The organism is Spirosoma litoris (assembly GCF_054776755.1).
Genome location: NZ_BAAHBI010000005.1, coordinates 189,086 through 214,027 on the forward strand (window position 1 = coordinate 189,086; position 24,942 = coordinate 214,027).

Genomic DNA, 24,942 nt, shown 5'->3' on the forward strand with positions numbered 1-24,942 from the left:
GGCTTAAGACTGATAACCATTTTATAGTTTATAGGAGGAAAGGTATTGGTAACGGGCAGGAATCAGATAGGCTTCGACTAACCAACCGACTCCAACGCCAATGGCGTAACAAAGCAAATCGCTCCACAAAAACGTAAAGCCCAGTACCAGACCTCCTAAGCGAGTAGCTCTGATAGCGTCGAGCCAGGGCGCATGATAGATCTGAGTAATTTCAATCCCAAAAGAAAACAGTAGTGTTGCCAGCCCAACTGTCCTTGCCGTCCATTGGTTAAAGAGAGTTGTAAAACCAAAATAAACCATCAGTACCCATAGCCCATCGCCAACGTAATCTTTTACGAAGGAAACATCACCCATAAATCGCCTTGACGCCAGACCCAAAAGTAGGATACTTAAGGTCAGAGATCCATACACCATTCGGTTGCGATTGACGTGCATGATTAACATTCATCAGGTGGGAAAACAAAAACAAGTTTAGCAGGAAAGGTTGTCTCTACAAATTATTTTGGCACTTCAAGGAATTATTTAGCCAACAAATCTGTAACAATAAATAGAACAGTTATGAACGGACGCTTTGCCATATCGATGCACATTCTAACGTTACTGGCTCAGGCCAGCGATGAATGGGTTACGTCTGATTTACTGGCGGGTAGTATTAACATCAATCCGGTTCTCGTCCGAAAGGAACTCAGCAATTTGCGCAACAACGGGCTAGTCATCAGTCGCGAAGGGAAAAATGGGGGTAGTAGGCTTGCCAAACCCGCCAGTCAGATTCGGGTATCGGATGTATTCCTGGCAACCCGTCAGGGTGCTTTTCTAGGCACAGCCCGTAATACGCCCAATCCGGCCTGTCCTGTCGGCAAACAGATAAACAAGCATTTAGATGATCTTTACGTTGAAGCGGAAAATGCATTAATTCAACAATTAGGCGATAGTACGTTGGCCGATTTTAGTCGTCGATTCGACTAATTTTTTTACCCAAAACTGTAACAAATTTCATTACAATAAATTTAATTAATCAATAACTCTATGAAACTGGCAATTATTGGAGCCTCGGGCTTTGTTGGCTCAGCTCTCCTCAGCGAATCCTTACAACGTGGTCATGACGTAACGGCTATTGTTCGCCATCCGGAAAAAATTACGGTTACCGATACAAAGCTGACCGTAAAACAGGGAGATGCCGAAGATGCCGATCAGGTGGCACAACTCGTAGCGGGTCATGATGCCGTTTTGAGTGCGTACAACGCAGGCTGGACCAATCCGAACCTGTACGATGATTTTCTGGCAGGTTCAAAAGCCATTGAAAAAGGAACGCAGCAATCAGGTGTTAAACGACTGCTTGTGGTTGGTGGTGCTGGTAGTCTGGAAGTGGCTCCGGGTGTTCAACTAGTTGATACACCCCAATTTCCGGCTGAGTGGAAAGCAGGTGCCACAGCTGCTCGTGATTACCTCAATGCACTTCGTGAGAACACTACGCTTGATTGGACCTTCTTAAGTCCGGCCATTATGCTGGTTCCGGGCGATCGCACAGGTACATTCCGGATAGGTACCGATCAACCCGTTTTTAACGAAAAAGGTGAAAGTACGATTTCAGTGACTGATCTGGCAGTAGCGGTTCTTGATGAAATTGAGAAACCACAGTTTATCCAGAAACGGTTTACGCTGGGTTATTAACTCATTTACAACAACCCTATAAGGTTTCCAAAACCTTATAGGGTTTAGATTTTCAGCACAATCTTAGCATGCTTACCAGCACAGGCCATTTCCAGCCCCGACGCCAGGTTATCAAATGATTCACGCGCAGAGATGATACGGCCGGGTTGTATAAACCCACTTTCGATCAAGCCAATCGTTCGTCGAAAATCAACGGGATGCTGGTAAATAATGGACGTAATAATGCTGATACCCTGTCTGGTTATCCCGAATTCGGTAATCGCGCTGGGCTTATCGGATAAACCAGCCACAACCACATAAGCACCACGGGGAGCGGCCTCAACGGCCATCGTGAAGGCTGGGGCAGCCCCAGAGCATTCGAAAACGGTGTGTACTCTGGCTTCTTTCCAGATGGTAGCAATCTGAGCGGTATTCGCATCAGTGGGAACAGGAACAGCACCGAAGCCAGCGGCCAGATCAACTTTTTCCTGAACGCGGTCATATGCCAAAACGGTGTAGCCCATTTTGTGTGCTAAATGGGCCACCAACAGGCCGATAGCGCCTAAGCCGACAACGGCCACTGCATCGCCCGGACGAGCTGGCGACGAATAGATTGTATGTAAAGCAACCGCTGTTGGCTCAATCACAACGGCATCCTCATCGCTAATCGAAGCAGGAACCTGCCAGGCAAAGTTTGCAGGCACTACGGCGTATTCGGCAAAACAGCCCGTTTCCAGTACACCAATAATGCGCTTATTTACACAAATATTGCCGCGTCCCTGCCAGCAATAGTCACAATGACCGCAAGGGTAATTCGGTTCAATTACCACACGGTCACCGAGTTGAAGTTGATTCACACCATCGCCAAGTTTATCGACGTGACCGATGCCTTCGTGGCCAATAACCAGTGGGAATGTCAAATCGGGGCGGTGTCCTTGATAAATGGACACATCGGAGCCACAGATGCCAACCGATTTCATTTTTATACGAACCTCGCCAGTACCCGGTTCAGGAATGGGACACTGCTGATGCTCAATAGATCGGATGGCAGTCAATACACCGGCCTTCATCGTAGTTGCTAGAGTACTCATTACATTCTATTCATCGATCGCTACACTTGCCTGTTCATTGACCAGCTCAATGGGTCGTAAAGCTGGTAAAACCACATGAATAACCAGTAGACCAATCAGATAAGAGCTACTCGCAAAAATAAACATGGGTTTGTAGCCAAAATTCGCGACGATATACCCTGTTGCCGCAGCGACAATCATACTAATCGTACCGCCCAGAAAACCACCCATACCCGTAGCGGTAGCGACAGAACCACCCGGAAACAAGATGGTCGACATGGCATACACATTCGTTGACCATCCCTGATGCGCTGCCGTAGCCAGGGCTAGTAGAGCCACTACCCCAGCAAAACTATGGATAGATGGAATCAGATAAATGGGTGTAACAGAGAGTGCACAAATCAACATTGTTAGTTTCCTGGCCTTATTTTCGGTCCAACCGTTTTTCATCAGATTCGTCGCTAACCAACCAAAGAAAATACTGCCGATGTCTGACACGACGTAAATGATTAGGAATGGAATACCAAAGTTTTTAAGGTCCAGTTTCTGATCAAGCTGGTTATTGGTCAGCAGAAAATCAGGAAGCCAGGTGAGGTAAAAAAACCAGACAGGGTCAGCAAAGATTTTTCCGAAACAGAATGCCCAGGTTTGCTTATACCGACTTAGTTGAAGCCAGGAAAACTGTGTTTTATGATCGGACGTACCTGTTATCTCTCTGGCTTCGGTAATGTATTGATATTCTGTCCTGGAGAGAGAGGGCGTTACTTCGGGTTTGGAATAACTTACCCACCAGATTACGAGCATCAATACACCCAGAACTGCCGAAATCAGAAAAGCCCCTCGCCAGCCAAATTGTACCATCAGAAAAGGCACGAGTAGCGCTGTGGTTATAACGCCCATGTTTGAACCCGCATTCAGAATACCCGTAGCCGTTGAGCGTTCGTGTTTAGGAAACCATTCGGCAATTGCTTTCATAGCCGAGGGAAAATTGGCGGCTTCGCCAAGACCCAGAACCGCCCGCACAACCGCAAACTGACCCACTGTCGAAACAAAGCCAGACGCAATGCTGGCAACACTCCAGACAGCGATGCCAATCGTAAATCCTTTTTTGGTGCCAACCCGATCAATTAGCCATCCAATCAGCAGAAAACCAATGGCATACGTTGCTTTAAAGGCCGAATCGACAAGTCCCATTTGAATCCGAAACTGCTTCAGGTGTTCGTCCGTCAGCAGCATATCAGGAGCTAAACCCAGGATTGTTCGTTTAAAGCCAGCATCTGTCATCACGAATGACAGAGCCTGCCGATCCACATAATTAATCGTCGTCGCCAGAAACAATAGCGCGATGATCCGCCACCGGTAATTCGTAGTCGTGAAAGCCAATTGTAAGGGAGTTTTGTGTAGCGTGGGCGGAAGCCCGCGTAGCCGCAAGGTTAATCAGTTTATCTGCAAATTAGCCTTACGGCTACGCGGGCTTCCGCCCACGCTACTGAAAAAGCAGCCACAGTCAAGCACCTACTATTTTTTATTTATGCAGGACTTTCGCCATTTCCAGCGGTCTATCCGTCGACATCATATCGGCCCCGTGTTCAACGAATGTTTTGTAGACCTGATATCCTTTGGCATCAGCCTGTTTGTCTAAATTTCCAAGGGTTCCGAGCGTGCACAGAATGCCTTTATCATGTAGAAATTTATAGAGTTCCGGCTCTGGTTCTTTAATACCCACAAACGCCATCATCCGATTATCAGGAACGCCTGCTTCGTGCAACCGATCGTATTCGGCGTGGTTTCGGATCGTCACTGAAATCATCAGATTGGGATCGAGTTGATTGACTTTAACTGCATCCGGAACGGTATACGTGATCACCGTCGCATAATTGCCAGCTCCTGTTTTATGTATCATGTCCACCACCTTCGCAAACGAGACATTCCGCTTGACATCCAGCGCAAACACGACTTTATTTTTACCCCAACGCAAAATCTCTTCCAGTGTCGGGATTTTATAGGGCGTCAGGTTCCCCATGTTATCCTCTAATCGATACGGACTCAGTTCGGCATAGGTTTTATCGATGAGTTTTCCCGTTCCAGTCGTTGTTCGATCCAGACTGGCGTCGTGCATCATCACCATAATACTGTCTTTGGTCAGGTCGATATCGCATTCTATGACAACCGAGAGTTGTTTAGCCAGATACGCAAACGATTCGATGCAGTTTTCAGGATACCCTTTCAGATCGCCCCCACCGCGATGCACCTGAATTTTGGTTGGCTGGCCAGGCTTGTATCGAAAAAAATCATCTGCCTTACCCGCCGGAATTTTGATATACGTTTTAGGCGAGCAGGCAAACAGGCTGACACTGAGGGCAAGTACTAAAAAATGTTTAGCAGTCATTTGGGCTGGCAAGAAATTATCAGGTCCATATTCTGGAACCGATCTGATAAAGCGTATTGTTGATAGTACGCAGGATTTTATGATCAAAATGATTTTTCCGATCATATAGATTATGACAATCTGCGTTCTATTCGCCGTAAAAATAAGGCAAGCTGTTCTAACAACGTCGTATGATTCCCTTTTCAATTTTGGATTTATCGCCTATTGTAGAAGGTAGCACTGCTCCTCAGGCACTTCGCAATACGCTTAACCTTGCCCAACACGCTGAGGCATTGGGCTATAATCGGTACTGGCTGGCCGAACACCATAATATGCCGGGTATTGCCAGTGCTGCTACATCCGTTGTCATCGGCTATGTAGCTGGTGGCACCAAAACCATACGAGTGGGTTCGGGAGGTATTATGCTTCCGAATCACTCACCCCTGGTTATTGCCGAACAATTCGGTACGCTCGAATCGTTATATCCCGGTCGAATTGATCTTGGACTAGGTCGGGCTCCCGGCTCAGATCAGGCAACGGCGCGGGCCCTTCGTCGCGATGCTACAGGGCCCGATACCTTTCCGCAGGATGTAATTGAGCTACAGCGCTATTTTCAACCCGACGAGTCCAACCAATTTGTTCAGGCTGTACCAGGAAATGGCCTGGACATACCGATCTGGATACTGGGTTCAAGCTTATTTGGGGCCCAATTAGCCGCTATACTTGGCCTCCCTTATGCCTTTGCATCGCATTTTGCTCCTGCCGAATTGATGCGTGCTCTGCATGTATACCGAACTCAATTTAAACCGTCTGATCACTTAAAAGAGCCTTATGCTATGGTAGCGGCTAACGTAATTGCGGCCGACACGGATCAGGAAGCAGAGCGTTTATTTACATCCGTTCAGCAGCAGTTTCTGTACATCCGACGTGGGAAGGCGCGAAAAATGCAGCCTCCTGTTGATGACCTGGAAGCACTCTTTCCAGCGTATGAACTAGCTGGTATCGACTCTGTTTTCCGTTGTTCGGCCGTCGGTTCACCCAAAACTATTCAACGGCAATTGGCAAGTATTATTGACCAAACGCAGGCTAACGAATTGATTCTAACGGCTCCTATTTATGACCACGAAGCCCGCAAACATTCGCTTACGCTAACGGCACAGGTGCGTGATGCGCTGGCAGCTGAAAAAGGGGAAACGGTGGGGTGTCTTGACTGAAAACAAAGTAGTGAAAGCTCTCCAGTTAGGTTCAGAACTTGGCTACACGTTTATACTTCCAAACACAGCAGGGCGCAGTTTATACAAACTGCGCCCTGCTGTGTTTAAATCACCACGTTAACAATCCGCTTTGGAACGACAACCACTTTTTTGGGTGATTTACCCTCCAGCCACTTCTGTACGATCTCGTCGGCCAGAACTTCCTTTTCGATTTCGGTTGGGGCGCGGTCAATGGCGAAACTGATCGTTGTACGTACTTTCCCATTAATCTGGATCGGATACTCAAACGCGTCTTCAACCAGATAAGCTGGGTTGAATTTAGGGAACTCGGCTTTCGAAATTGTGCCAGGTTCGTTACCCAAAGCTGCCCAAAGTTCTTCGGTAATGTGGGGCGCATAGGGCGACAAAATCAGCACCAAATCCTGCAAAATAGCCCGTTTGTGGCAGTTCAGGGTAGCCAACTCATTCACACAGATCATGAATGAACTGACCGACGTATTGAACGAGAACGCTTCAATATCATTCCCCGCCTTCTGAATCGTCTTGTGCAAGATTTTCAGTTCGGCAGGTGTAGGTTGCTCATCCGTTACTAGCCAACTGCTACTTCCGGCATCCGATGCCCCGGCAGCGTTGTCTTTGTAGAACAAGCGCCAGAATTTACGAATGAAGCGGTATACACCGTCGATGCCATTGGTATTCCAGGGTTTAGCCTGCTCTAACGGCCCAAGGAACATTTCATAAAGCCGCAATACATCGGCGCCATACTTCTCAACAATCGTATCAGGGTTAACGACGTTGAACTTCGATTTTGACATTTTTTCGACCTCAACACCTACGGTATAACGACCGTCTGACTCGGTGATAAACTCAGCATTTTCGGCCAAATCTGGACGAAGTTTTCTGAACGCTTCGATGTCTAATACGTCGTTTTCAACAATGTTAACATCAACATGAAGTGGGGTTACTTCACGACCATTTATCTGGTTCAGGGATAAAAATACAGCGGGCACGCCTTCTCGTCCTGTACCTGCAACCCGATACACAAAATTGCTCCGGCCCTGAATCATGCCCTGATTGATGAGCTTTTTGAATGGCTCTTCCTGCGGTACGTAGCCGCGGTCTTTCATGAACTTGTTCCAGAAACGACTGTATAACAAGTGGCCCGTTGCGTGCTCAGTGCCGCCGATATATAGGTCAACATTCTGCCAATAATTGATGGCATTTTTGCTGGCAAATTCGTTGTCGTTGTTTGGGTCCATGTAGCGGTACCAGTACCACGACGAACCCGCCCAACCGGGCATGGTAGAGAGTTCATAGTCATACTCTCCCTTGTATTTCCAATCCTCAGCCCGACCTAGTGGTGGCTCTCCGGTTTCGGTAGGCAGGTATTTGTCGATAGCTGGTAACTCCAGGGGCAAGTCACTTTCGTCAATCAAATATGGTAAACCGTCCTTAAAGTACACTGGAACTGGTTCGCCCCAATACCGTTGGCGACTAAATACGGCATCGCGCATCCGGTAGTTGATTTTACCTTTTCCCAGACCTCGCTCCTCCAGCCACGCAATCAGGGTTGCAGTGGCCTCCTTGTAGGTCATGCCATCGATAATACCCGAATTGATATAGTGGCCTTCTTTCGTATTATCGGCCTGCTGGTCAACGTCTTTCTGAGCATCCAGAATCGGGATGATCGGCAAGTTGAAGTGCTTGGCAAAGTTCCAGTCACGTTGGTCACCTGAAGGTACCGCCATAACCGCCCCCGTTCCATAACCCGCCAATACGTAATCGGCCAGGAAAATCGGGACTTGTTCGTTGTTGAATGGATTGACGCAGTAGCTACCCGTAAATACACCGGAAACAACCTTCGTTTCGGACATACGATCGCGCTCAGAACGAAGTTTAGCCGCATTGACGTAGGCTTCAACCGCTTCCCGCTGCTCTGGCGTTGTCAACTCAGCCGCCAATTCATGTTCGGGAGCCAGCACCATAAACGAAACACCGTAGATGGTATCAACGCGAGTCGTAAAGACTTCGATAAACGTTTCAGGTTTACCAGATTCACCATCTTTTAACTTGAAACCTGAAACTTGAAACTTGACGGAAGCTCCCACCGATTTCCCAATCCAGTTACGCTGTTGTTCTTTCAGCGATTCAGTCCAGTCGACGGTATCCAGGCCCGTCAGCAAACGGTCGGCGTAGGCCGTAATGCGCATCATCCACTGACGCATCAACTTCTGCTCAACCGGATAACCGCCCCGCTCTGAAACCCCATCTTTCACCTCGTCATTTGCCAGAACCGTACCAAGAGCCGGGCACCAGTTCACAACGGCATCGGCCAAATACGTCAGGCGATATTTTAAGGTTATTTCGTACGACTCACGGGTAGACAGGGCGTTCCATTCCGCAGCCGTGAAGGTTGGCGCATTTTCATCACAGACCGCATTCACATCGGTCGTTCCGTTCGTAGAGAACTTGTGCAGCAATGTTTCTATGGGTTCGGCCCGGTCGGTATCTTTATTGTACCACGAACGGAACAGCTCCATAAAAATCCACTGCGTCCATTTATAATACGATGGATCGGACGTACGAACTTCGCGCGTCCAGTCGTAGCTGAATCCAATATTTTTTAGTTGCTCGATGTATCGCTTCCGGTTTTCTTCCGTAGTGATGGCCGGATGCTGACCCGTTTGGATAGCGTACTGTTCGGCAGGAAGCCCGAATGAATCGAAACCCATCGGATGCAACACATTAAACCCTTTCAGTCGCTTGTAACGCGATACGATATCCGAGGCAATGTAACCCAGTGGATGGCCAACATGTAGCCCTGCTCCCGATGGATATGGGAACATATCGAGAACATAATACTTGGGCTTCGTCGTCTGTTCTGCGGGTTTGTAGGTGTGGTGATCGTCCCAAAACTGTTGCCATTTCTGTTCAGTTTCGCGGTGGTTGTAGTCAGCCATAAGGGTAACGCGGCTGGAAAGCCGCATTCTAATTCTATTTCTATTTCGGAAAATGGGCGGCTTTCCAGCCGCGTTACTCTTTAATCTTGCAAAAATAGCCGATTACAAAGACTTTTGCCTATCGACCGGTCGATGAATGTATAAACACCTAATGAATCAAGACAGCTCCCCTACTCTTTTACTCAACCCAGATCAGCCGATTCTACCTATGCGCTTTTCTTATTGGTTTTGGATAGCGGGGCTTGGCTTGCTGACTGCGCTGCTAGGTAGCTGGATTGTGGGCGACTTTCGGCATCCACTCTCTGATGGTGGCGACACCGATCAGTTCGAGTATGTGGGTTATTTTTTCAGTAAAAACCTACTATTCAACCCATTTCCTCACCTCAACCTACTCAATACGCAAACCTTTTACCCGTATGGCACGAATCAGGTTTTTCTGGATTGGGGCTTCGAACGCGACTATTGGTATACGTTCTGTTACCGAATCTTGGGTGGCCCTGGTCCATATTTACAATATTATTATGTGTATAGCCTGGTTATTGCATCAGTCGGCACGTTCGTTATTTTACACCCCCGCTTTGGTCCGTTAAAATCAGTTACCCTTGGGCTGATCGTTTCGATTTTTAATTTTTACGCCATTTATAAGTTTCCCGTTCACATGAATGTTTGTGTGGGGCACTGGACCACTTTGTGTATCGTAGCCACCTACCGGCTGCTGTATGATGCAACTACTGAACGACCAATTTCACTGATATATATACTAATCTGGATGTGGCTTCATGTTCAGGTCTTGAGTCAGGAACTGGCTTATGTGGCCGGTTTTGCGCTAACCTTCACGACACTCGCATTTCCAGTTCTGGTTGTCATTCTGTATCGACATTCTGTTGATGCTGCACCGGGTTTAAACCCGGTGCAGCATCAACAGAAAAGTTTGTTTACATTGATCCGCAGTTATATACAGGAACAATGGAGCCATCATCAGGTAGGCATCTTACTTAGCCTGTTGATGTTGATGGTCAGTTTATACGCCTACTTGCCGTTAACGCTTCAAATTGCCTTTACAGCCTGGAAGTTCGACTTTAGTGCAGTGCCAGAATTACGCGCGTGGTCGCACCCATTGCGCTTATTGATCCCACACCTGCCCGGTTTGCACACCTATCATTTTGATTACACTCCTCACCTGCGCGACACTTTTGAGAGTTACGGACAGGGTAGCCCAGGCTTGTATCTGGTCGTGCTGGCCGGCATTGGCTGGTGGCAACTCCGCCGACGAGTATCCATTTGGTTGCCCATTGTGCTTATGCTGACCGTATGCCTGCTGTATCATCCTGTTGTGCTGCCCACCCTGAAACTGTTTCCCTGGTTTAGCTTTAACCGACATGGTGGTCGGGCCAGCCTTATTTATCCGGTGTTGCTTGGGTTACTGGCACTACCTGTTCAATGGCCTCGTCGGCTACCTGGTCAACTATTCGGCCTTGCTATACTTGGGTTAATGGGTATGGAATGGTATACAGGCTATGTTCAACGTATAATTTACCCCGCGAACGTAGCATCAGACAACTTGCTAACGTATTGTGCTATCGTACGAAAACAACCCGGCGCGGCTGTGCTCGACTGGCCATTCTGTACGATTGGGGGTGATGGTGTTGGATCAAAGGAAGGGCTTTGCCCCTATTACACGCAACAGAACGCGGTCTTTACCTTCCGACGATTTTATGACAAAAGTGGAGTTGGGCAATATTTTGGTCGATTGCATCCCGACCAGATTCAGCCCTTTTTACGCGATGGCTGGCCCCAATTATTAACACCGGGTCGGGCATTCACGGCACAGGATTGGCAATTTTTAGACACATTTCTGCGCAAAAACAACTTTGCGGGCATTAACCTCTATCTCGATTTACTTTCTCCGCAACAGGTAGCCTTATTTTACCAGCATTATGGTCAACCCATTGCCGAAACGAAATTCCCCGCAGCCGGACGAGTGGTATTCCTTAGACTGAAACGCTAGTACAATCGTTATTATATAGCCCGCGCAACGACTTCCTGGCTTTCTGCGTATACTTGATTGAATCAACTCCACAACAACGCATGGCGTGACTTTTTACGATTGATACTTTCCAACTATCTATTTCGTACGTACTCATGCGACGTTCTTTATCGTTCGCGACGTTCACCAACGTCGCCTTACTTGGCTTTAGCCTCTTTGGCTGTAAAACCGATAGTATAGAGGCAACCAGTATTGCTGCCGATTGTCTGGTCAAAGCTTCGTCTACAAATGGGACTGCCATTGCGGGCTCCTATATTGTTACCTACCGACCAGCGCTCGCCCTTTCGTCGTCTAATGCTCGCCTTGCCAGCTCCGAAGCGCAGGCCGAACAGTTTCTTTCGGATGCCCAGATTACTAACGCACAAGCCGAAGTGCTGGCTACAGGCGATCAAACCAGTTTTCTGGCTCAATTGACCGAAAGCGAGTCCGAAAAATTAAAAGCAGACCCCTCTGTCCTTCTGATCGAACCCGACCAGATTATGTCGATGTGTAATTGTGTTGACGTTGCTACGTCAACTACCTTACCCTGGAATATCAGCCAAACAGGCTACGGACGGGGCGATTTACAAACGACGAAAACCGCCTGGATCATTGATACGGGAATTGACCTCGATCACCCTGATCTCAACGTCGATGCCAGCCGTAGTAAATCTTTTGTGAGCGGAACCACATCTGCCGATGATGAAAATGGGCACGGTACACACGTTGCAGGCATTATTGGTGCGCTAAACAACAGCATTGGCGTAACGGGTATTGCCTCGGGCGCAACGCTGGTTTCGCTAAGAGTGCTGGACGATGAAGGTGAAGGACGACTTTCGGGAATTATTCAGGCTATAAACTATGTCCGGACAAATGGGAAAGCGGGTGATGTTGTGAATCTCAGCCTGGGGGGCGAAAGTACCTCAACAACGCTGGATTTGGCCATCACTCAAGCTGCCAATGCGGGTATACTGTTCGCTATCGCGGCAGGGAACGACAGCAAAAACAGCGATAATTACTCGCCAGCCCGCGTAAATCACGCCAATGTCTTTACTGTATCGGCAATGGACAGCAAAAACCAGTTTGCGTCATTTTCAAACTTTGGCAGTAGCGTCGATGTCTGCGCTTACGGCGTGCGCATCACCTCTACCTACATGGGAGGTAAGTATGCAACCTTGAGCGGAACCTCTATGGCAGCTCCCCACGTAGCAGGTTTGCTGTTCATCCGGGGCAATACATTCCCGACCCACGGAACAGTAACCGGCGATCCCGATGGAACGCCTGATCCAATGGCGGGAGAATAACTGTTTATTGTATCTGGCATATATCCTTGACCTGCTCACCATCTTAAGGAGTTTGCCGGGTTTTCTTGCAACTTTCCAGTTACCTATCGTATCTTTGTGACACGTTCAGGCCAGTTTACACACTGCTGGATTGAAATAGTCTAAAACATGCGGCACGCTGACGTGCCGTTTTTCATAAATAAAATACTCCATTAACTCGATAGGCATTATACTGTATGAATGAACAGATAGCCTCTACCACCAATTCGGCAGACACTACCCTTAGTCTGGCAGAGCCAGAAATCGACCTTAATGGACTGACGATCAGCCTTCAGGGAGAAAATGCAGTGAAGCAAGCCAAAGCTTTGCAGGCTGCCTTTCCAACCGCTACCGTGCAAACAGGCTCGGCCCGCCCTCTGCTCCGACGCAGGAATCGCACCGAAATAGCTATTTATGTTTTTTCGGCACTGGCCTTGATGATCGTCGGGCACCTGTTGTTCAGCTATTTTACGTTGGATCGCCTGACAGTTATTGCTAAAACAGTTGATATCACGCCCGATATTTTTTACTTCATTTTGGCCGGATTTATTGCCCAAATGATCGATGGAGCATTGGGAATGGCTTATGGGGTAACAGCAACTACCTTTTTAACCAGCGTGGGCATTAGCCCTTTGTTTGCTACTGCCAGTGTACACAGCTCCGAAATTTTCACATCGGGCGTATCGGGCTATATGCACTTGAAGTTTGGCAACGTCAACAGTCGCCTGTTCAAGATTGTGTTGATTCCGGGCGTCATTGGCGCAGCACTAGGGGCGTTTTTAATTACCAAGCTGGCCGATATGGAAGTAGTGGCAACTTATTTATCACCAGCGATTTCAGTTTACACCGCTATTTTGGGTATTTTGATTCTGAAAAAAGCGCTAGCGAAACAGACCAAGAAAAAGCCCGTTCGCCAAATTGGCCTGCTAGCCTGGTTTGGTGGATTTGTCGATGCCATTGGTGGTGGAGGCTGGGGCCCAATTGTTAATTCAACGCTTATTGCGTCTGGCCGCCATCCTCGTTATACCATTGGTTCGGTCAATCTGGCGGAGTTTTTTGTCTCTTTTGCCAGTTCTGTTGTATTCGCCTTATATGCTGGTTTGGATAACTATGGTATGGTAATCATCGGTCTGATTCTGGGCGGAATGATTGCCGCACCCATTGCTGCCCGTCTGGCGCAAAAACTACCCGTTAAAACCATGATGATACTCGTCGGAATTGTCGTTATCCTCGTAAGTTTGCGGAAGATTATAAAGTTTTTCTGACAGGATTAACAAGATGTACAGGATTTTAGAGTGCTGAGGAGAAATCCTGTACATCTTGTTAATCCTGTCAAAATAAGTCTATGCAAAAGCAAACCAAAGCCATCCGTACTCAGACACAGCAATCGCTCAACCGCGAACACTCTGTACCGCTGTATCTGACCTCAAGTTTTACCTTCGAAAGTGCAGAACAAGGTAAAGCATTGTTTGAAGAAACTGAAGAGGGCAATATTTATTCGCGCTTCTCTAATCCTAACGTAACGGAATTTGTTGAGAAGGTCTGTATGTTGGAAAATGCCGAAGATGGCATTGCCACAGGAACGGGTATGGCGGCCGTTTTTGCGAGTATGGCGGCTTTATTGAAATCCGGTGATCATTTGGTTGCCTGCCGGGCGTTGTTCGGTTCGGCACACCAGATCATTACGCAAATTTTGAGCAAGTGGGGCATCACCCATACGTATGTCGATGCAACGGCCACCGAAGCCGAGTGGGAAGCTGCTATGCAGCCGAACACCCGCATGGTTTATCTGGAAACGCCATCGAACCCTGGTTTGGAGTTAGTTGACCTCAGAATGCTGGCTCGCTTAAAGGCGAAGTATGGCTTTATTCTGAACGTCGATAACTGCTTTGCAACGCCCATTCTGCAAACACCCATCGATTTTGGGGCAGACTTGTCGGTGCATTCAGCAACGAAATATATGGATGGACAGGGTCGGGTACTGGGTGGCATTGTAGTAGGTCGCGCCGATCTGATTCAGCCTATTCGATTCTTTGCCCGTCACACCGGCCCTTCTTTATCGCCTTTCAATGCCTGGGTTTTGTCAAAAAGCCTGGAAACGCTGGACCTGCGCATGGAGCGCCACTGCCGGAACGCCCTGCAATTGGCCGAAGCGCTGGATGCTCATACGGATGTTGAGCGTGTATTATATCCGTTCCTTCCCTCCCATCCGCAATATGATCTGGCAAAACGGCAGATGAGCGCGGGCGGGGCTATTGTCACTATCGAACTGGAAGGCGGCTTTGATCGGGTAAAAGCTTTTTTTGACGCGTTAACTATTCCTACCCTTTCCTCTAATCTGGGCGATTCACGTACCATTGTGACAAACCCAAATACAACAACTCATGCTAAACTGAAACCCGAAGAAAAGGCAGCACTCGGCATCACGCCGGGCCTGATTCGGATTTCGGTAGGTCTGGAAGCCGTAGAGGATTTAATTGAAGACTTTGCGCAGGCAGCAGCGAAATCGGCAGAGGTTTTAAAGGTAAATGTGGGGTAACGCTTGAGTCGGTATGGCGAAACTAAATCCGACAGATTAACGTCATTAAAGAATACGATCATCGTCATGAAGATTCTGGACGCTGCCCGGCAGTTGACCAAAACCGGCAAGGCGATAAAATTGCCCAACTAACATGATTGCCGAGTCCACCTCATACACGCTTGAAGGCCTAACTGACCGATTGTCAGGGCTAAGCAATGTTGACGCCTTACGTACGCTAGCTGAATTGTTTCCCGGCGAGGTCATTTTTTCGACCAGCCTGGGTTATGAAGATCAGGTTATTACTGACTTGATTCTGGCGAATAACATTCCGATCAAAATTTTCACACTCGATACAGGCCGAATGTTTGCCGAAACGTATTCGGTCTGGAAAAAGACGAATGATCGATACGCAACCAAAATTGAAGCTTATTTTCCAGACAGGAACGCCGAAGAAACGTTAATGACCACCAAAGGGCCGTATAGTTTCTACGACTCTGTGGAGAATCGGAAAGAATGCTGTGGCATTCGGAAAGTTGAGCCTTTAAACCGGGCGTTGAAGGGTCAGAAAATCTGGATTACGGGTATTCGCGCTGAGCAATCGGCCAACCGCCAGAGTATGACCCAACTCGAATGGGATACCTCGCACGACCTATTCAAGTTCCACCCACTAATGGACTGGACATTCGACGAGGTAAAGCAATACATAAAAGATCATCATGTGCCTTACAACCCACTCCACGACCGTGGTTTTGTAAGCATCGGCTGTCAGCCCTGCACCCGCGCCATTCAGGAAGGTGAAGATTTCCGGGCAGGTCGCTGGTGGTGGGAAGATAACTCCAAGAAAGAGTGTGGTTTGCATGCTAAATGAGTGAATGAGTGAATGAGCGAATGAGTGCTGTAACAAATAGAAGTTACCCTACCTTTTTCGCTCTTTCACTCTTTCGCTCAATCACTCATTAAAAAATGAAACTCGATTATTTAGATCAGCTCGAATCGGAAGCCATCCACATTATGCGGGAGGTAGCCGGTCAATTTGAGCGGCCTGCGCTGCTTTTTTCAGGTGGCAAAGATTCCATTACCCTCGTACACCTGGCATTGAAAGCGTTTCGGCCAGGTAAATTCCCGTTTCCACTCGTACATATCGACACGGGCCACAACTTTCAGGAAGCCCTCGACTACCGTGATAATCTGGCTGAACGGATCGGTGAAAAACTCATCGTTCGCTATGTAGAAGACACCATTCGGGAAAAGAAATTGAAGGAGCCAACAGGCCGGAATGCAACCCGGAATGGCCTGCAAACATTCACATTGCTCGATACGATCGAAGAATTCGAGTTCGATGCCTGCATTGGTGGTGCTCGTCGAGATGAAGAAAAAGCACGGGCAAAAGAACGTGTCTTTTCGGTCCGTGATGAGTTTGGCTCCTGGGACCCCAAGCGCCAGCGCCCTGAACTCTGGAACCTCTACAATGGCCGGATTCACAAAGGTGAAAACGTCCGCATATTCCCGATTTCGAACTGGACCGAACTGGACGTCTGGAATTACATCCGGCGCGAAAAAATTGAACTCCCCAGCATTTATTTCGCCCATGAGCGCGAGTTGCTCATCCGGGATGGCAAATTGATGGCTACCGCCGGTGGCGTTATCAAGCCCGAAGCCGATGATCAACTGGTTACGCGTAGGGTCCGTTTCCGTACCGTTGGTGATATTTCCTGCACAGCGGCCTCAGAATCAAGCGCCGACACGCTGGACGCCGTTATTGACGAAATTCAGGCTACGCGCATCTCCGAACGGGGCGAAACCCGCATGGACGATCAACTCAGCGAAGCTGCCATGGAAGACCGCAAGAAAGGCGGGTATTTTTAAAAGGCGAAAGAGCGAAAGAGTGAAAGAGCGATAAATGACGCGCTAGCCACTCTTTCGCTCTTTCGCTCTTTCACTCTTTAAAATATGGATCTCTTACGCTTTATAACTGCCGGTTCGGTCGACGACGGCAAAAGTACGCTCATTGGGCGTCTTCTTTACGATTCCAAATCCATTCTGGCCGATCAACTGGAAGCTATTGAGCGCGCCAGCAAAAGCCGTGACGATGGTGAAATTGACCTCGCGCTGCTGACAGATGGCCTCCGTTCTGAACGGGAACAAGGCATCACCATTGACGTAGCGTATCGCTATTTTCAGACGCCAGCCCGCAAGTTTATCATTGTCGATGCGCCAGGACACATTCAATATACCCGTAACATGGTTACAGGGGCATCGAACTGTCAGTTGGCTATTGTATTGGTTGATGCACGACATGGAGTAGCTGAACAAACCCGACGTCACTCACTCATCGCGTCGCTGTTGGGCATTCCCCATATTGTGGTGGCTGTCAATAAAATGGATTTGGTTGGTTATTCGCAGGATGTATTCACGGATATCTGTATTCACTACGCCGAATTAGCCAAAAACCTGAATGTGAAGCAGGTAACTTATATCCCGATGAGTGCCCTCAACGGAGATAACGTGGTTGATCGCTCAGAATCAATGCCGTGGTATGATGGGCAAACATTGTTGGAACATCTGGAAACAGTTGTGATTGACGATGATATTAATTTGACTCAGGCTCGTTTTCCTGTGCAATACGTCATTCGGCCGCAAACCGCTGAACTGCATGATTATCGGGGTTATGCCGGAAAAATTACCAGTGGCCAGTTCCGCAAAGGTGATGCAATAACGGTATTCCCATCGGGCGAGACCTCAACCATCGATGCTATCGAAATCGCCGAAACTCACCTGGAGGAAGCAACAACACCTATGTCGGTCGTGCTGCATTTAGCAACCGATGTAGACATTAGTCGGGGTGACCTAATTGTTCGTTCAGAAAGCCAGCCACTGAGTAGCCAAACGGTTGAAGCGATGCTATGCTGGATGGATTCCAAGGAGTTCAAGGTAGGGAATAAATACGTGTTACAGGTCGGGACGTTCCGTACTCGTTGCTCCGTTCGCGAGATTGCCTATCAACTGAACGTCAATACATACGAACAGATTGAAGGTGTAGAGCAGCTACGGTTAAACGATCTGGCCAAAGTTGTTTTACGAACGGCCCAACCTATCAGTTTTGATCCCTACGCAACCAACCGTGCTTCGGGTGGCGCAATCCTGATCGACGAAACATCGAACGTAACGGTAGGAGCATTGATGCTACTAGGCGAAGCGTAACAACACGGCCTTTTTCGTATATTTGAGTAAAGACCTGATACTATATGACCGAATTAGCTGCTCAACTTCTTGAATCGCCCAAGGCTCCGCAGATTATTCAGCAAGTACAGGCGATTCTCAACGACGAAAAAAATCGTAGACAGGCATTTTATGAGTGGTTGAATGATGACATGAAAGCCGAGTTTATCAATGGCGAAATCGTTGTTCATTCGCCAGCTCTACACAGGCACAATTCAGCCGTTATGCTTCTTGGTACGCTATTAAATGCCTTTGTCAGCAAGCGACAGCTAGGCATTGTGCTTGTCGAAAAAGCATTGGTTGAACTGACGCGTAACAGTTACGAGCCAGATATTTGCTATTTTGGGTCAACTAAAGCAGCAGGTATTCAACCTGATTTGCTTTATTACCCAGCTCCTGATCTGGTAGTGGAAGTATTATCAAAAAGTACGCAGAAGAACGATCGGGAAATCAAGTTTGAAGATTACGCAGCACACGGTGTTACTGAATATTGGCTCGTTGACCCAACCCGTCAAACGATTGAGCTTTTCACATTTGATTCAGACACAGAGGCTTATGCATTAAATGGTTTATTTAGAATGGGTGAAACCGTCAGTAGTCTTTATCTAGATGGTTTTACAATTCCTGTGAAAGCAGTCTTCGATGCAACAGCGAACGTGACTACATTACGTACACTATTGGTCTAATAATCATTACTCTTTAGAAAATAGAAAAGCTCAGAAATCAACTTCTGAGCTTTTCTATTTTCTAAAGTTTATTTTTCTACATTTTCTCCAGCACTCGTTCCATCGAAACCTCGTAACCAATTTTAGCCTTTAACTCGCTTATAGGAATACGAACTTGTTCGGTTGTATCACGGTAGCGGATGGTAACAGTGTTATCTTCCAATGTTTGGTAATCGACGGCGATGCAAAATGGCGTTCCTATTAAATCCTGACGAGTATAGCGTTTACCAATCGCATCACGCTCTTCATAAACCACTCTAAACTCCGAACGCAGGCTCTTCACGATTTCTTCCGCTTTTTCGGGTAGACCATCTTTACGAACCAACGGGAATACAGCCGCTTTTACAGGAGCCAATGCTGGATGCAGTTTCAAATAGGTCCGCTCTTTCTGCTGATCTCCCTCGCCCACAACCTCCTTAGTAAAGGCATTGCAGAAAACGGCTAAGAACAAGCGATCGGCACCAACCGATGTTTCAACCACATACGGGATGTAATTACCGTAAGGTTTGCCGGTTGCTTCATCGATATCATTGTCGAAATACTGCTGCTTTTTACGGCTCAGTTCCTGATGTGCTTTCAGGTCAAAATCGGTACGAGAGTGAATCCCTTCCATTTCGCGGAAACCGAACGGAAATTTATATTCAATATCGACCGCTGCGTTGGCGTAGTGAGCCAGTTTTTCGTGAATGTGGAATTTGAGTTTTTCGGCGGGTAATCCAACGGCCTCGTGGAACTTCATCCGCGTATCGCGCCAGGTTTCGTACCACTTCATTTCGGTGCCAGGGCGCACGAAAAACTGCATTTCCATCTGTTCGAATTCGCGCATCCGGAACGTAAACTGTCGGGCTACGATCTCGTTCCGAAATGCTTTACCGATCTGGGCAATTCCAAACGGAACCTTCATCCGGCCTGTTTTCTGCACATTCAGGAAGTTAACGAAAATACCCTGTGCCGTTTCAGGGCGCAGATAAATCAGACTAGCGTCTTCAGCCAACGAACCCACTTGCGTCGAGAACATCAGATTAAACTGGCGAACTTCGGTCCAGTTATCAGTACCCGAAACAGGATCTTTAATACCTTCGGAAATAATTAAATTCCGAACGCCTTCGAGGTCATTGTCACCTAATAAGCGTCCCATTTCCTGCAACAAGGCTGTACTTTTCGCTTCGTCGCCTGCGTTGGCATAAGCTTCGGCTTTTAGCTCCAGCAATTGGTCGGCGCGGTAGCGTTTCTTCGAGTCTTTATTATCGATCATCGGATCATTGAACGAGTCAACGTGGCCCGACGCTTTCCACGTCAGCGGGTGCATGAAGATCGACGCGTCAATTCCAACAACATTGTCGTGGAGTTGCGTCATGGCCTTCCACCACAGCGTTTTGAGGTTATTTTTCAGTTCAACGCCATTCTGGCCATAGTCATACACGGCCTGTAGCCCGTCGTAAATTTCGGACGATGGAAATACGAAGCCATATTCTTTGGCGTGGGCAATAATGTCTTGTAAGGAGGTAGCCGGGGAAATTTTCTGCTCTGTCATAATCAGTTACTGATACCGCAAAGATAGTGTTTACGCCGAAAATGGTGAGCTTTCATCAATAGCTTTATCTAAGCCAATCACTATTAGGTCTTTGAATTGATATACTTAGTCGCACTATAAATAAGTGCTTTCACAAAGAAACTTTACTCCTATCATCTATTCTGGCCATTTTTTCCGTACCTTTGCGGAAAATTTGTCTGGCACACATGGCATCGTTTAATCCGGTTAAGATTTTTTCAGGAAGTCAGTCTACGTATTTAGCTGAAAAAATCGCGCATTACTACGGCAAAGACCTGGGCGGGTACACCTGCCGACGGTTTAGCGATGGTGAAATGTCGCCCAGTTTTGAAGAATCGGTTCGGGGTTGCGATGTATTTCTGATTCAGTCAACTCCCCCACCCGCTGATAACCTGCTTGAATTGTTGCTCATGGTCGATGCCGCTCGCCGGGCTTCAGCACACTACGTAACGGTTGTCATTCCTTATTTTGGGTATGCTCGTCAGGATCGGAAAGACAAACCCCGTGTGTCAATTGCCGCTAAATTGGTGGCAAACATGCTGGCCGCGTCGAAAGCAGATCGACTAATGACTTTAGACCTTCACGCAGGGCAAATTCAGGGTTTCTTCGATTTTCCGGTCGATCATTTGGAGGGAACATCCGTGTTTGTACCCTACATTAAAAGCCTGAATCTAGAGAATCTGGTCATTGCCTCGCCTGACGTGGGTGGAGCCAATCGTGCCCGTACGTTCGCCAAGCATTTCAATGCCGACATCGTACTCTGTGATAAACACCGCAAGCGGGCCAACGAAATTGCCTCGATGCAGGTCATTGGTGATGTAGAAGGCGCCAACGTCGTGCTGGTCGATGATTTAATTGACACAGGTGGCACGATGGCGAAAGCGGCCCAGATTATCATGGACAAGGGCGCTCAATCGGTGCGGGCCGTTTGTACGCACCCAATTATGTCGGGGAAAGCGCACGAAAACATTGCGAACTCTGTATTGGAAGAGTTAGTCGTTTCTGACACGCTGCCACTCAAGCAGGTCAACGACAAAATTAGAGTACTATCGGTGGCTGAGTTATTTGCCAAAGCCATTGGCCGTATTCGAGATCACGAATCTATTAGTTCATTGTTTATAAAATATTGAAGAGCGAAAGAGTGAAAGAGTGAAAGAGCGTCAACAGCTAATCACTCTTTCGCTCTCTCGCTCTTTCACTCTTTAAAGTTTCAAAATCATGAAAAAAATCGAGATTGTAGGGTATCAACGAGCGAATCTCGGCCGCACGGAGTCACAAGCGATTCGGGCCGAGGGTAATGTTCCGTGTGTGTTGTATGGTGGCGAAGAGCAAGTGCATTTTTATGCACCAGCAATTCTGTTCCGCGACTTAGTTTATACGCCCAATATTTTTGAAGTTGCCCTCAACATTGAAGGCGCTGAATACCGGGCTATTCTTCAGGAAACTCAATTCCACCCAGTAAGTGACGTGCTCCTGCACGCCGACTTCCTGTTGGTAACCGATAGTAAGCCTATTAAAATTGCCGTTCCCGTTCGTTTGGTAGGTTCAGCTCCAGGTGTACAAAAAGGTGGTAAACTTGTTACGCGGGTTCGGAAATTACGCGTGAAAGGTACTGTTGAAAACATCCCTGATTTCATCGATGTTGATGTATCAGGTCTTGATCTGGGTAAATCTGTTCGTGTTGGTCAGATCGCTGTAAAAAACATCGAAATGCTCGAGCAGGCATCAAACCCAGTGGCTAGCATCGAAATTCCACGTGCACTGCGTGGTTCGGTTTCGGCCAAATAAATCTGGTATACTGCCAACTTTTTATACTAATAGATTTACAAAAAATCCCCACCAGAGAACTGGTGGGGATTTTTTGTAGGCATACAGTGGAGTTTTAGATTTTATAGATTCTTTAGATACTATAGATTCATAAATCGTAGTACAATAGCATCTATAGCATCCAAAGAATCAATAGTATCTAAGTATTTAAACCATCAAAGCTTCATTCCTCGCAAACGGAGACTGTTCGTAACAACTGATACCGAACTCAGCGCCATAGCCGCGCCAGCCACCATTGGGTTTAACAAAAAGCCAAACGAAGGATAAAGCAACCCAGCCGCTACAGGAATACCGATCATGTTATAAATAAATGCCCAAAACAGATTCTGTCGAATAACCTGAACCGTTTGTTTCGAAAGCTGTAATGCTTTAGGAATGCTGGTAAGGTCGGATGTGATCAGCGTCATTCGGGCTACGTCCATTGCAATATCAGACCCTTTGCCCATGGCAATACTCACATCGGCCTGAGCCATTGCCTGTGAGTCGTTAATTCCATCGCCAACCATCGCTACTATTTTCCCTTCAGTCTGTAATTCTTTGACAAAATTGGCTTTATCGCTAGGCATTGTATCCGCTTTAAAGTGCTCTACTCCTACTTGTTTTGCAACAGCAGTAGCCGTCTGGACATTATCGCCTGTTAGCATATAGACCGCGATGCCCCGGTTTTGCAACAAGTCAATGGCTTGCTTCGAGCTGGCCTTAATGGGATCGGCAATGGCGATGATCGCTAATAGTTCATTTTTCGTTCCGTCAACACTACATCGGGCAAAGAACACAACCGTTTTAGCTAGACTTTGCCAGTCCGTAGCCTGTTTTGCAAAGGCTTCGGGCAATTCGATCTGATGATCAGCCAACAGGCGCTGGTTGCCTACCAAATAGATTTCATTCTGATAGCAGGCCTTTACCCCACGTCCCGTTATACTATCAAAAGAATCTAATACGATTGATTCTGTATTGGCTAGTTTTGTTGTCACGGCCTCCGCTAACGGATGCTCGGACTGAGACTCTATCGTATATACTATGCGTTGGGCCTGAATCAGCTCATTTCCGGAAATAACCCACTGCCAATCGGTTACGACTGGCTTTCCCTGAGTAATAGTGCCTGTTTTATCCAAAACGATGGCATTGACTCGATGAGCCATCTCAAGGCTTTCAGCATCTTTTATAAGTATGTTATTTTCCGCGCCCTTACCAATACCCACCATAATGGCCGTTGGTGTAGCCAGTCCTAACGCACAGGGGCAAGCAATAACCAGCACCGTTACAGAGGTCAGTAACGCTGTTGTAAAAGGATCGGTATGAGGAGCCAGATAGTGTCCGAATGCCAGCCAGATCACAAACGTCAGCAGGGCAATACCAAGAACTATAGGCACAAAAATACCAGCAATCCGATCAACCAGCTGTTGTACAGGCGCCTTGCTCCCTTGAGCATCCTGCACCATACGAATGATCTGTGCTAACAATGTATCGGCACCCACTTTTTCCGCCCGAAATCGGAAACTACCCTTTTGATTGATCGTTCCGGCAAAAACGTCGGCACCGCTCTGTTTCTCAACAGGTATTGACTCGCCACTGATCATACTCTCGTCGACATACGACTGTCCCGATTCGACTTGTCCGTCAACCGGAATTTTTTCCCCAGGGCGAACGAGCAGCAGTTGACCAACCTCTACGGATGAAATGGGAATCTCGCGTTCGGTATTCCCTTCGACCAGACGAACTGTTTTAGGTTGCAAACCCATTAGCTTTTTAATAGCTGATGAGGTAGTTGACTTGGCACGTTCTTCGAGCACTTTGCCCAACAAAATAAACGCGACCACCACCGATGCGGCTTCAAAATAAACATGCGGATGTTGCCCCCGTTGATGCCAAAATTCAGGGTAAAACGTATTAAACGCACTGAACAAAAAAGCAATGCCTGTACTAAGCGCCACCAATGTGTCCATGTTCGCTCTGGCATGGCGAGCCTGTTTCCAAGCATTTGTAAAGAAGGAACGGCCTAATCCAAAAACAACCGTTGCCGCTAACGCCATCATGAAGTAATTGGCATAGGTAGACCAGCCGTTGGCTTCAAGCTGGTCCATGAAAAACATGCCCAGAACAACAATCGGTAATGATAGAATCAACGCCCAGCTAGTTCGTTGTTTTAGCTGACGATAGTGTTGCTTTTGCGCTTCGGCCTGTATCTGTTGCGGGTCGGCCTGGTTGGGGTCTTCAGATTCAATAACGATATCGTAACCTATAGAGCGAACTGCCTTTTGCAACTCCTCTACAGGTACGACTTTGGGGTCAAACTGCACCCAGGCAGATTGATTGGCGTAGTTTACCCCCGCATCACTCACTCCTGGAGTACTTTTCAGTATGGATTCTACACTGACAGCACAGGCCGCGCAGCTCATCTCAAGCACCGGAAAGGTTTTCCGAATGCCAGTGGCCTTCGCCCCTTTGGGCAGTGAACTTTGCTCAATCGTATTCGTAGTCATTGACG

At 47.6% G+C, this 24,942-nt stretch carries 20 protein-coding genes; 13 read left to right on the forward strand and 7 right to left on the reverse strand.

The features are described 5' to 3' along the window. Positions 1-21: 21 nt before the first annotated feature. Positions 22-435 carry a ribosomal maturation YjgA family protein gene (locus tag ACYVGR_RS03400; protein WP_460953873.1) on the reverse strand — a complete coding sequence of 138 codons (414 nt, stop codon included), beginning with the start codon at positions 433-435 and terminating at the stop codon, positions 22-24. A 123-nt stretch (positions 436-558) separates the two neighbouring features. Here ACYVGR_RS03400 and ACYVGR_RS03405 point away from each other — a divergent pair, with 123 nt between their 5' ends. Next, the gene (locus ACYVGR_RS03405; protein WP_460953874.1) at positions 559-966 is read left to right on the forward strand and encodes an RrF2 family transcriptional regulator; all 408 of its coding nucleotides are present in this window, start codon (positions 559-561) and stop codon (positions 964-966) included. Between the two features lie 60 nt (positions 967-1,026). Then, entirely contained in the window at positions 1,027-1,671 is a 645-nt protein-coding gene (locus ACYVGR_RS03410) for an NAD(P)-dependent oxidoreductase (protein ID WP_460953875.1), read from the forward strand. A 44-nt stretch (positions 1,672-1,715) separates the two neighbouring features. Here the strand turns inward: ACYVGR_RS03410 and ACYVGR_RS03415 are convergent, their stop codons facing one another. From ACYVGR_RS03415 to ACYVGR_RS03425, 3 genes are all read right to left on the reverse strand, one after another. Further along, positions 1,716-2,741 (reverse strand): zinc-dependent alcohol dehydrogenase, encoded by a 1,026-nt coding sequence (locus ACYVGR_RS03415; protein WP_460953876.1) that lies wholly within the window; start codon positions 2,739-2,741, stop codon positions 1,716-1,718. 6 nt (positions 2,742-2,747) lie between these two features. Further along, a complete protein-coding gene (locus ACYVGR_RS03420) occupies positions 2,748-4,103 on the reverse strand; it encodes an MFS transporter (protein ID WP_460953877.1) in 1,356 nt (451 codons plus the stop codon). A gap of 142 nt (positions 4,104-4,245) precedes the next feature. Beyond that, entirely contained in the window at positions 4,246-5,109 is an 864-nt protein-coding gene (locus ACYVGR_RS03425) for a glycerophosphodiester phosphodiesterase family protein (protein ID WP_460953878.1), read from the reverse strand. Positions 5,110-5,279: 170 nt separating this feature from the next. Here ACYVGR_RS03425 and ACYVGR_RS03430 point away from each other — a divergent pair, with 170 nt between their 5' ends. Continuing rightward, positions 5,280-6,302: an LLM class flavin-dependent oxidoreductase gene (locus ACYVGR_RS03430; protein WP_460953879.1), complete on the forward strand. Its 1,023-nt coding sequence runs from the start codon at positions 5,280-5,282 to the stop codon at positions 6,300-6,302. Between the two features lie 104 nt (positions 6,303-6,406). Here the strand turns inward: ACYVGR_RS03430 and leuS are convergent, their stop codons facing one another. Beyond that, positions 6,407-9,262, reverse strand: coding sequence for a leucine--tRNA ligase (leuS, locus tag ACYVGR_RS03435; protein WP_460953880.1), 2,856 nt, complete (start codon positions 9,260-9,262; stop codon positions 6,407-6,409). Between the two features lie 208 nt (positions 9,263-9,470). Between leuS and ACYVGR_RS03440 the strand changes: the two genes are divergently transcribed. From ACYVGR_RS03440 to ACYVGR_RS03475, 8 genes are all read left to right on the forward strand, one after another. After that, positions 9,471-11,270 (forward strand): hypothetical protein, encoded by a 1,800-nt coding sequence (locus tag ACYVGR_RS03440; protein WP_460953881.1) that lies wholly within the window; start codon positions 9,471-9,473, stop codon positions 11,268-11,270. A 134-nt stretch (positions 11,271-11,404) separates the two neighbouring features. Continuing rightward, entirely contained in the window at positions 11,405-12,592 is a 1,188-nt protein-coding gene (locus tag ACYVGR_RS03445; RefSeq protein ID WP_460953882.1) for a S8 family peptidase, read from the forward strand. 215 nt (positions 12,593-12,807) lie between these two features. Then, positions 12,808-13,875 (forward strand): sulfite exporter TauE/SafE family protein, encoded by a 1,068-nt coding sequence (locus ACYVGR_RS03450; protein ID WP_460953883.1) that lies wholly within the window; start codon positions 12,808-12,810, stop codon positions 13,873-13,875. Positions 13,876-13,955: 80 nt separating this feature from the next. Continuing rightward, positions 13,956-15,149, forward strand: coding sequence for a trans-sulfuration enzyme family protein (locus ACYVGR_RS03455; protein ID WP_182462424.1), 1,194 nt, complete (start codon positions 13,956-13,958; stop codon positions 15,147-15,149). A gap of 133 nt (positions 15,150-15,282) precedes the next feature. After that, entirely contained in the window at positions 15,283-15,999 is a 717-nt protein-coding gene (locus tag ACYVGR_RS03460) for a phosphoadenylyl-sulfate reductase (RefSeq protein ID WP_460953884.1), read from the forward strand. Positions 16,000-16,094: 95 nt separating this feature from the next. Continuing rightward, entirely contained in the window at positions 16,095-16,997 is a 903-nt protein-coding gene (gene cysD / locus ACYVGR_RS03465; RefSeq protein ID WP_460953885.1) for a sulfate adenylyltransferase subunit CysD, read from the forward strand. An 84-nt stretch (positions 16,998-17,081) separates the two neighbouring features. Next, complete coding sequence (locus ACYVGR_RS03470; RefSeq protein ID WP_460953886.1) at positions 17,082-18,332, forward strand: sulfate adenylyltransferase subunit 1; 1,251 nt, start codon at positions 17,082-17,084, stop codon at positions 18,330-18,332. Positions 18,333-18,376: 44 nt separating this feature from the next. After that, positions 18,377-19,036, forward strand: a complete 660-nt coding sequence (locus ACYVGR_RS03475) for a Uma2 family endonuclease (RefSeq protein WP_460953887.1) — start codon at positions 18,377-18,379, stop codon at positions 19,034-19,036. 76 nt (positions 19,037-19,112) lie between these two features. Here ACYVGR_RS03475 and ACYVGR_RS03480 read toward each other — a convergent pair whose 3' ends face one another. Beyond that, on the reverse strand, positions 19,113-20,609 hold the full coding sequence (locus tag ACYVGR_RS03480) for a glycine--tRNA ligase (RefSeq protein ID WP_460953888.1): 1,497 nt from the start codon (positions 20,607-20,609) through the stop codon (positions 19,113-19,115). Positions 20,610-20,815: 206 nt separating this feature from the next. Between ACYVGR_RS03480 and ACYVGR_RS03485 the strand changes: the two genes are divergently transcribed. Both ACYVGR_RS03485 and ACYVGR_RS03490 read left to right on the forward strand, forming a co-directional pair. Further along, positions 20,816-21,757, forward strand: a complete 942-nt coding sequence (locus ACYVGR_RS03485) for a ribose-phosphate pyrophosphokinase (RefSeq protein WP_460953889.1) — start codon at positions 20,816-20,818, stop codon at positions 21,755-21,757. Between the two features lie 88 nt (positions 21,758-21,845). Beyond that, the gene (locus ACYVGR_RS03490; protein ID WP_460953890.1) at positions 21,846-22,415 is read left to right on the forward strand and encodes a 50S ribosomal protein L25/general stress protein Ctc; all 570 of its coding nucleotides are present in this window, start codon (positions 21,846-21,848) and stop codon (positions 22,413-22,415) included. 194 nt (positions 22,416-22,609) lie between these two features. Here the strand turns inward: ACYVGR_RS03490 and ACYVGR_RS03495 are convergent, their stop codons facing one another. Then, positions 22,610-24,937 carry a heavy metal translocating P-type ATPase gene (locus ACYVGR_RS03495; RefSeq protein WP_460953891.1) on the reverse strand — a complete coding sequence of 776 codons (2,328 nt, stop codon included), beginning with the start codon at positions 24,935-24,937 and terminating at the stop codon, positions 22,610-22,612. Between the last annotated feature and the right edge of the window lie 5 nt (positions 24,938-24,942).

Coding starts and splice junctions, on each gene's coding strand:
- ACYVGR_RS03400 (WP_460953873.1), bottom strand. CDS start 435: ATGCACGTCAATCGCAACCGAATGGTGTATGGATCTCTGACCTTAAGT.
- ACYVGR_RS03405 (WP_460953874.1), top strand. CDS start 559: ATGAACGGACGCTTTGCCATATCGATGCACATTCTAACGTTACTGGCT.
- ACYVGR_RS03410 (WP_460953875.1), top strand. CDS start 1,027: ATGAAACTGGCAATTATTGGAGCCTCGGGCTTTGTTGGCTCAGCTCTC.
- ACYVGR_RS03415 (WP_460953876.1), bottom strand. CDS start 2,741: ATGAGTACTCTAGCAACTACGATGAAGGCCGGTGTATTGACTGCCATC.
- ACYVGR_RS03425 (WP_460953878.1), bottom strand. CDS start 5,109: ATGACTGCTAAACATTTTTTAGTACTTGCCCTCAGTGTCAGCCTGTTT.
- ACYVGR_RS03430 (WP_460953879.1), top strand. CDS start 5,280: ATGATTCCCTTTTCAATTTTGGATTTATCGCCTATTGTAGAAGGTAGC.
- leuS (WP_460953880.1), bottom strand. CDS start 9,262: ATGGCTGACTACAACCACCGCGAAACTGAACAGAAATGGCAACAGTTT.
- ACYVGR_RS03440 (WP_460953881.1), top strand. CDS start 9,471: ATGCGCTTTTCTTATTGGTTTTGGATAGCGGGGCTTGGCTTGCTGACT.
- ACYVGR_RS03445 (WP_460953882.1), top strand. CDS start 11,405: ATGCGACGTTCTTTATCGTTCGCGACGTTCACCAACGTCGCCTTACTT.
- ACYVGR_RS03450 (WP_460953883.1), top strand. CDS start 12,808: ATGAATGAACAGATAGCCTCTACCACCAATTCGGCAGACACTACCCTT.
- ACYVGR_RS03455 (WP_182462424.1), top strand. CDS start 13,956: ATGCAAAAGCAAACCAAAGCCATCCGTACTCAGACACAGCAATCGCTC.
- ACYVGR_RS03460 (WP_460953884.1), top strand. CDS start 15,283: ATGATTGCCGAGTCCACCTCATACACGCTTGAAGGCCTAACTGACCGA.
- cysD (WP_460953885.1), top strand. CDS start 16,095: ATGAAACTCGATTATTTAGATCAGCTCGAATCGGAAGCCATCCACATT.
- ACYVGR_RS03470 (WP_460953886.1), top strand. CDS start 17,082: ATGGATCTCTTACGCTTTATAACTGCCGGTTCGGTCGACGACGGCAAA.
- ACYVGR_RS03475 (WP_460953887.1), top strand. CDS start 18,377: ATGACCGAATTAGCTGCTCAACTTCTTGAATCGCCCAAGGCTCCGCAG.
- ACYVGR_RS03480 (WP_460953888.1), bottom strand. CDS start 20,609: ATGACAGAGCAGAAAATTTCCCCGGCTACCTCCTTACAAGACATTATT.
- ACYVGR_RS03485 (WP_460953889.1), top strand. CDS start 20,816: ATGGCATCGTTTAATCCGGTTAAGATTTTTTCAGGAAGTCAGTCTACG.
- ACYVGR_RS03490 (WP_460953890.1), top strand. CDS start 21,846: ATGAAAAAAATCGAGATTGTAGGGTATCAACGAGCGAATCTCGGCCGC.
- ACYVGR_RS03495 (WP_460953891.1), bottom strand. CDS start 24,937: ATGACTACGAATACGATTGAGCAAAGTTCACTGCCCAAAGGGGCGAAG.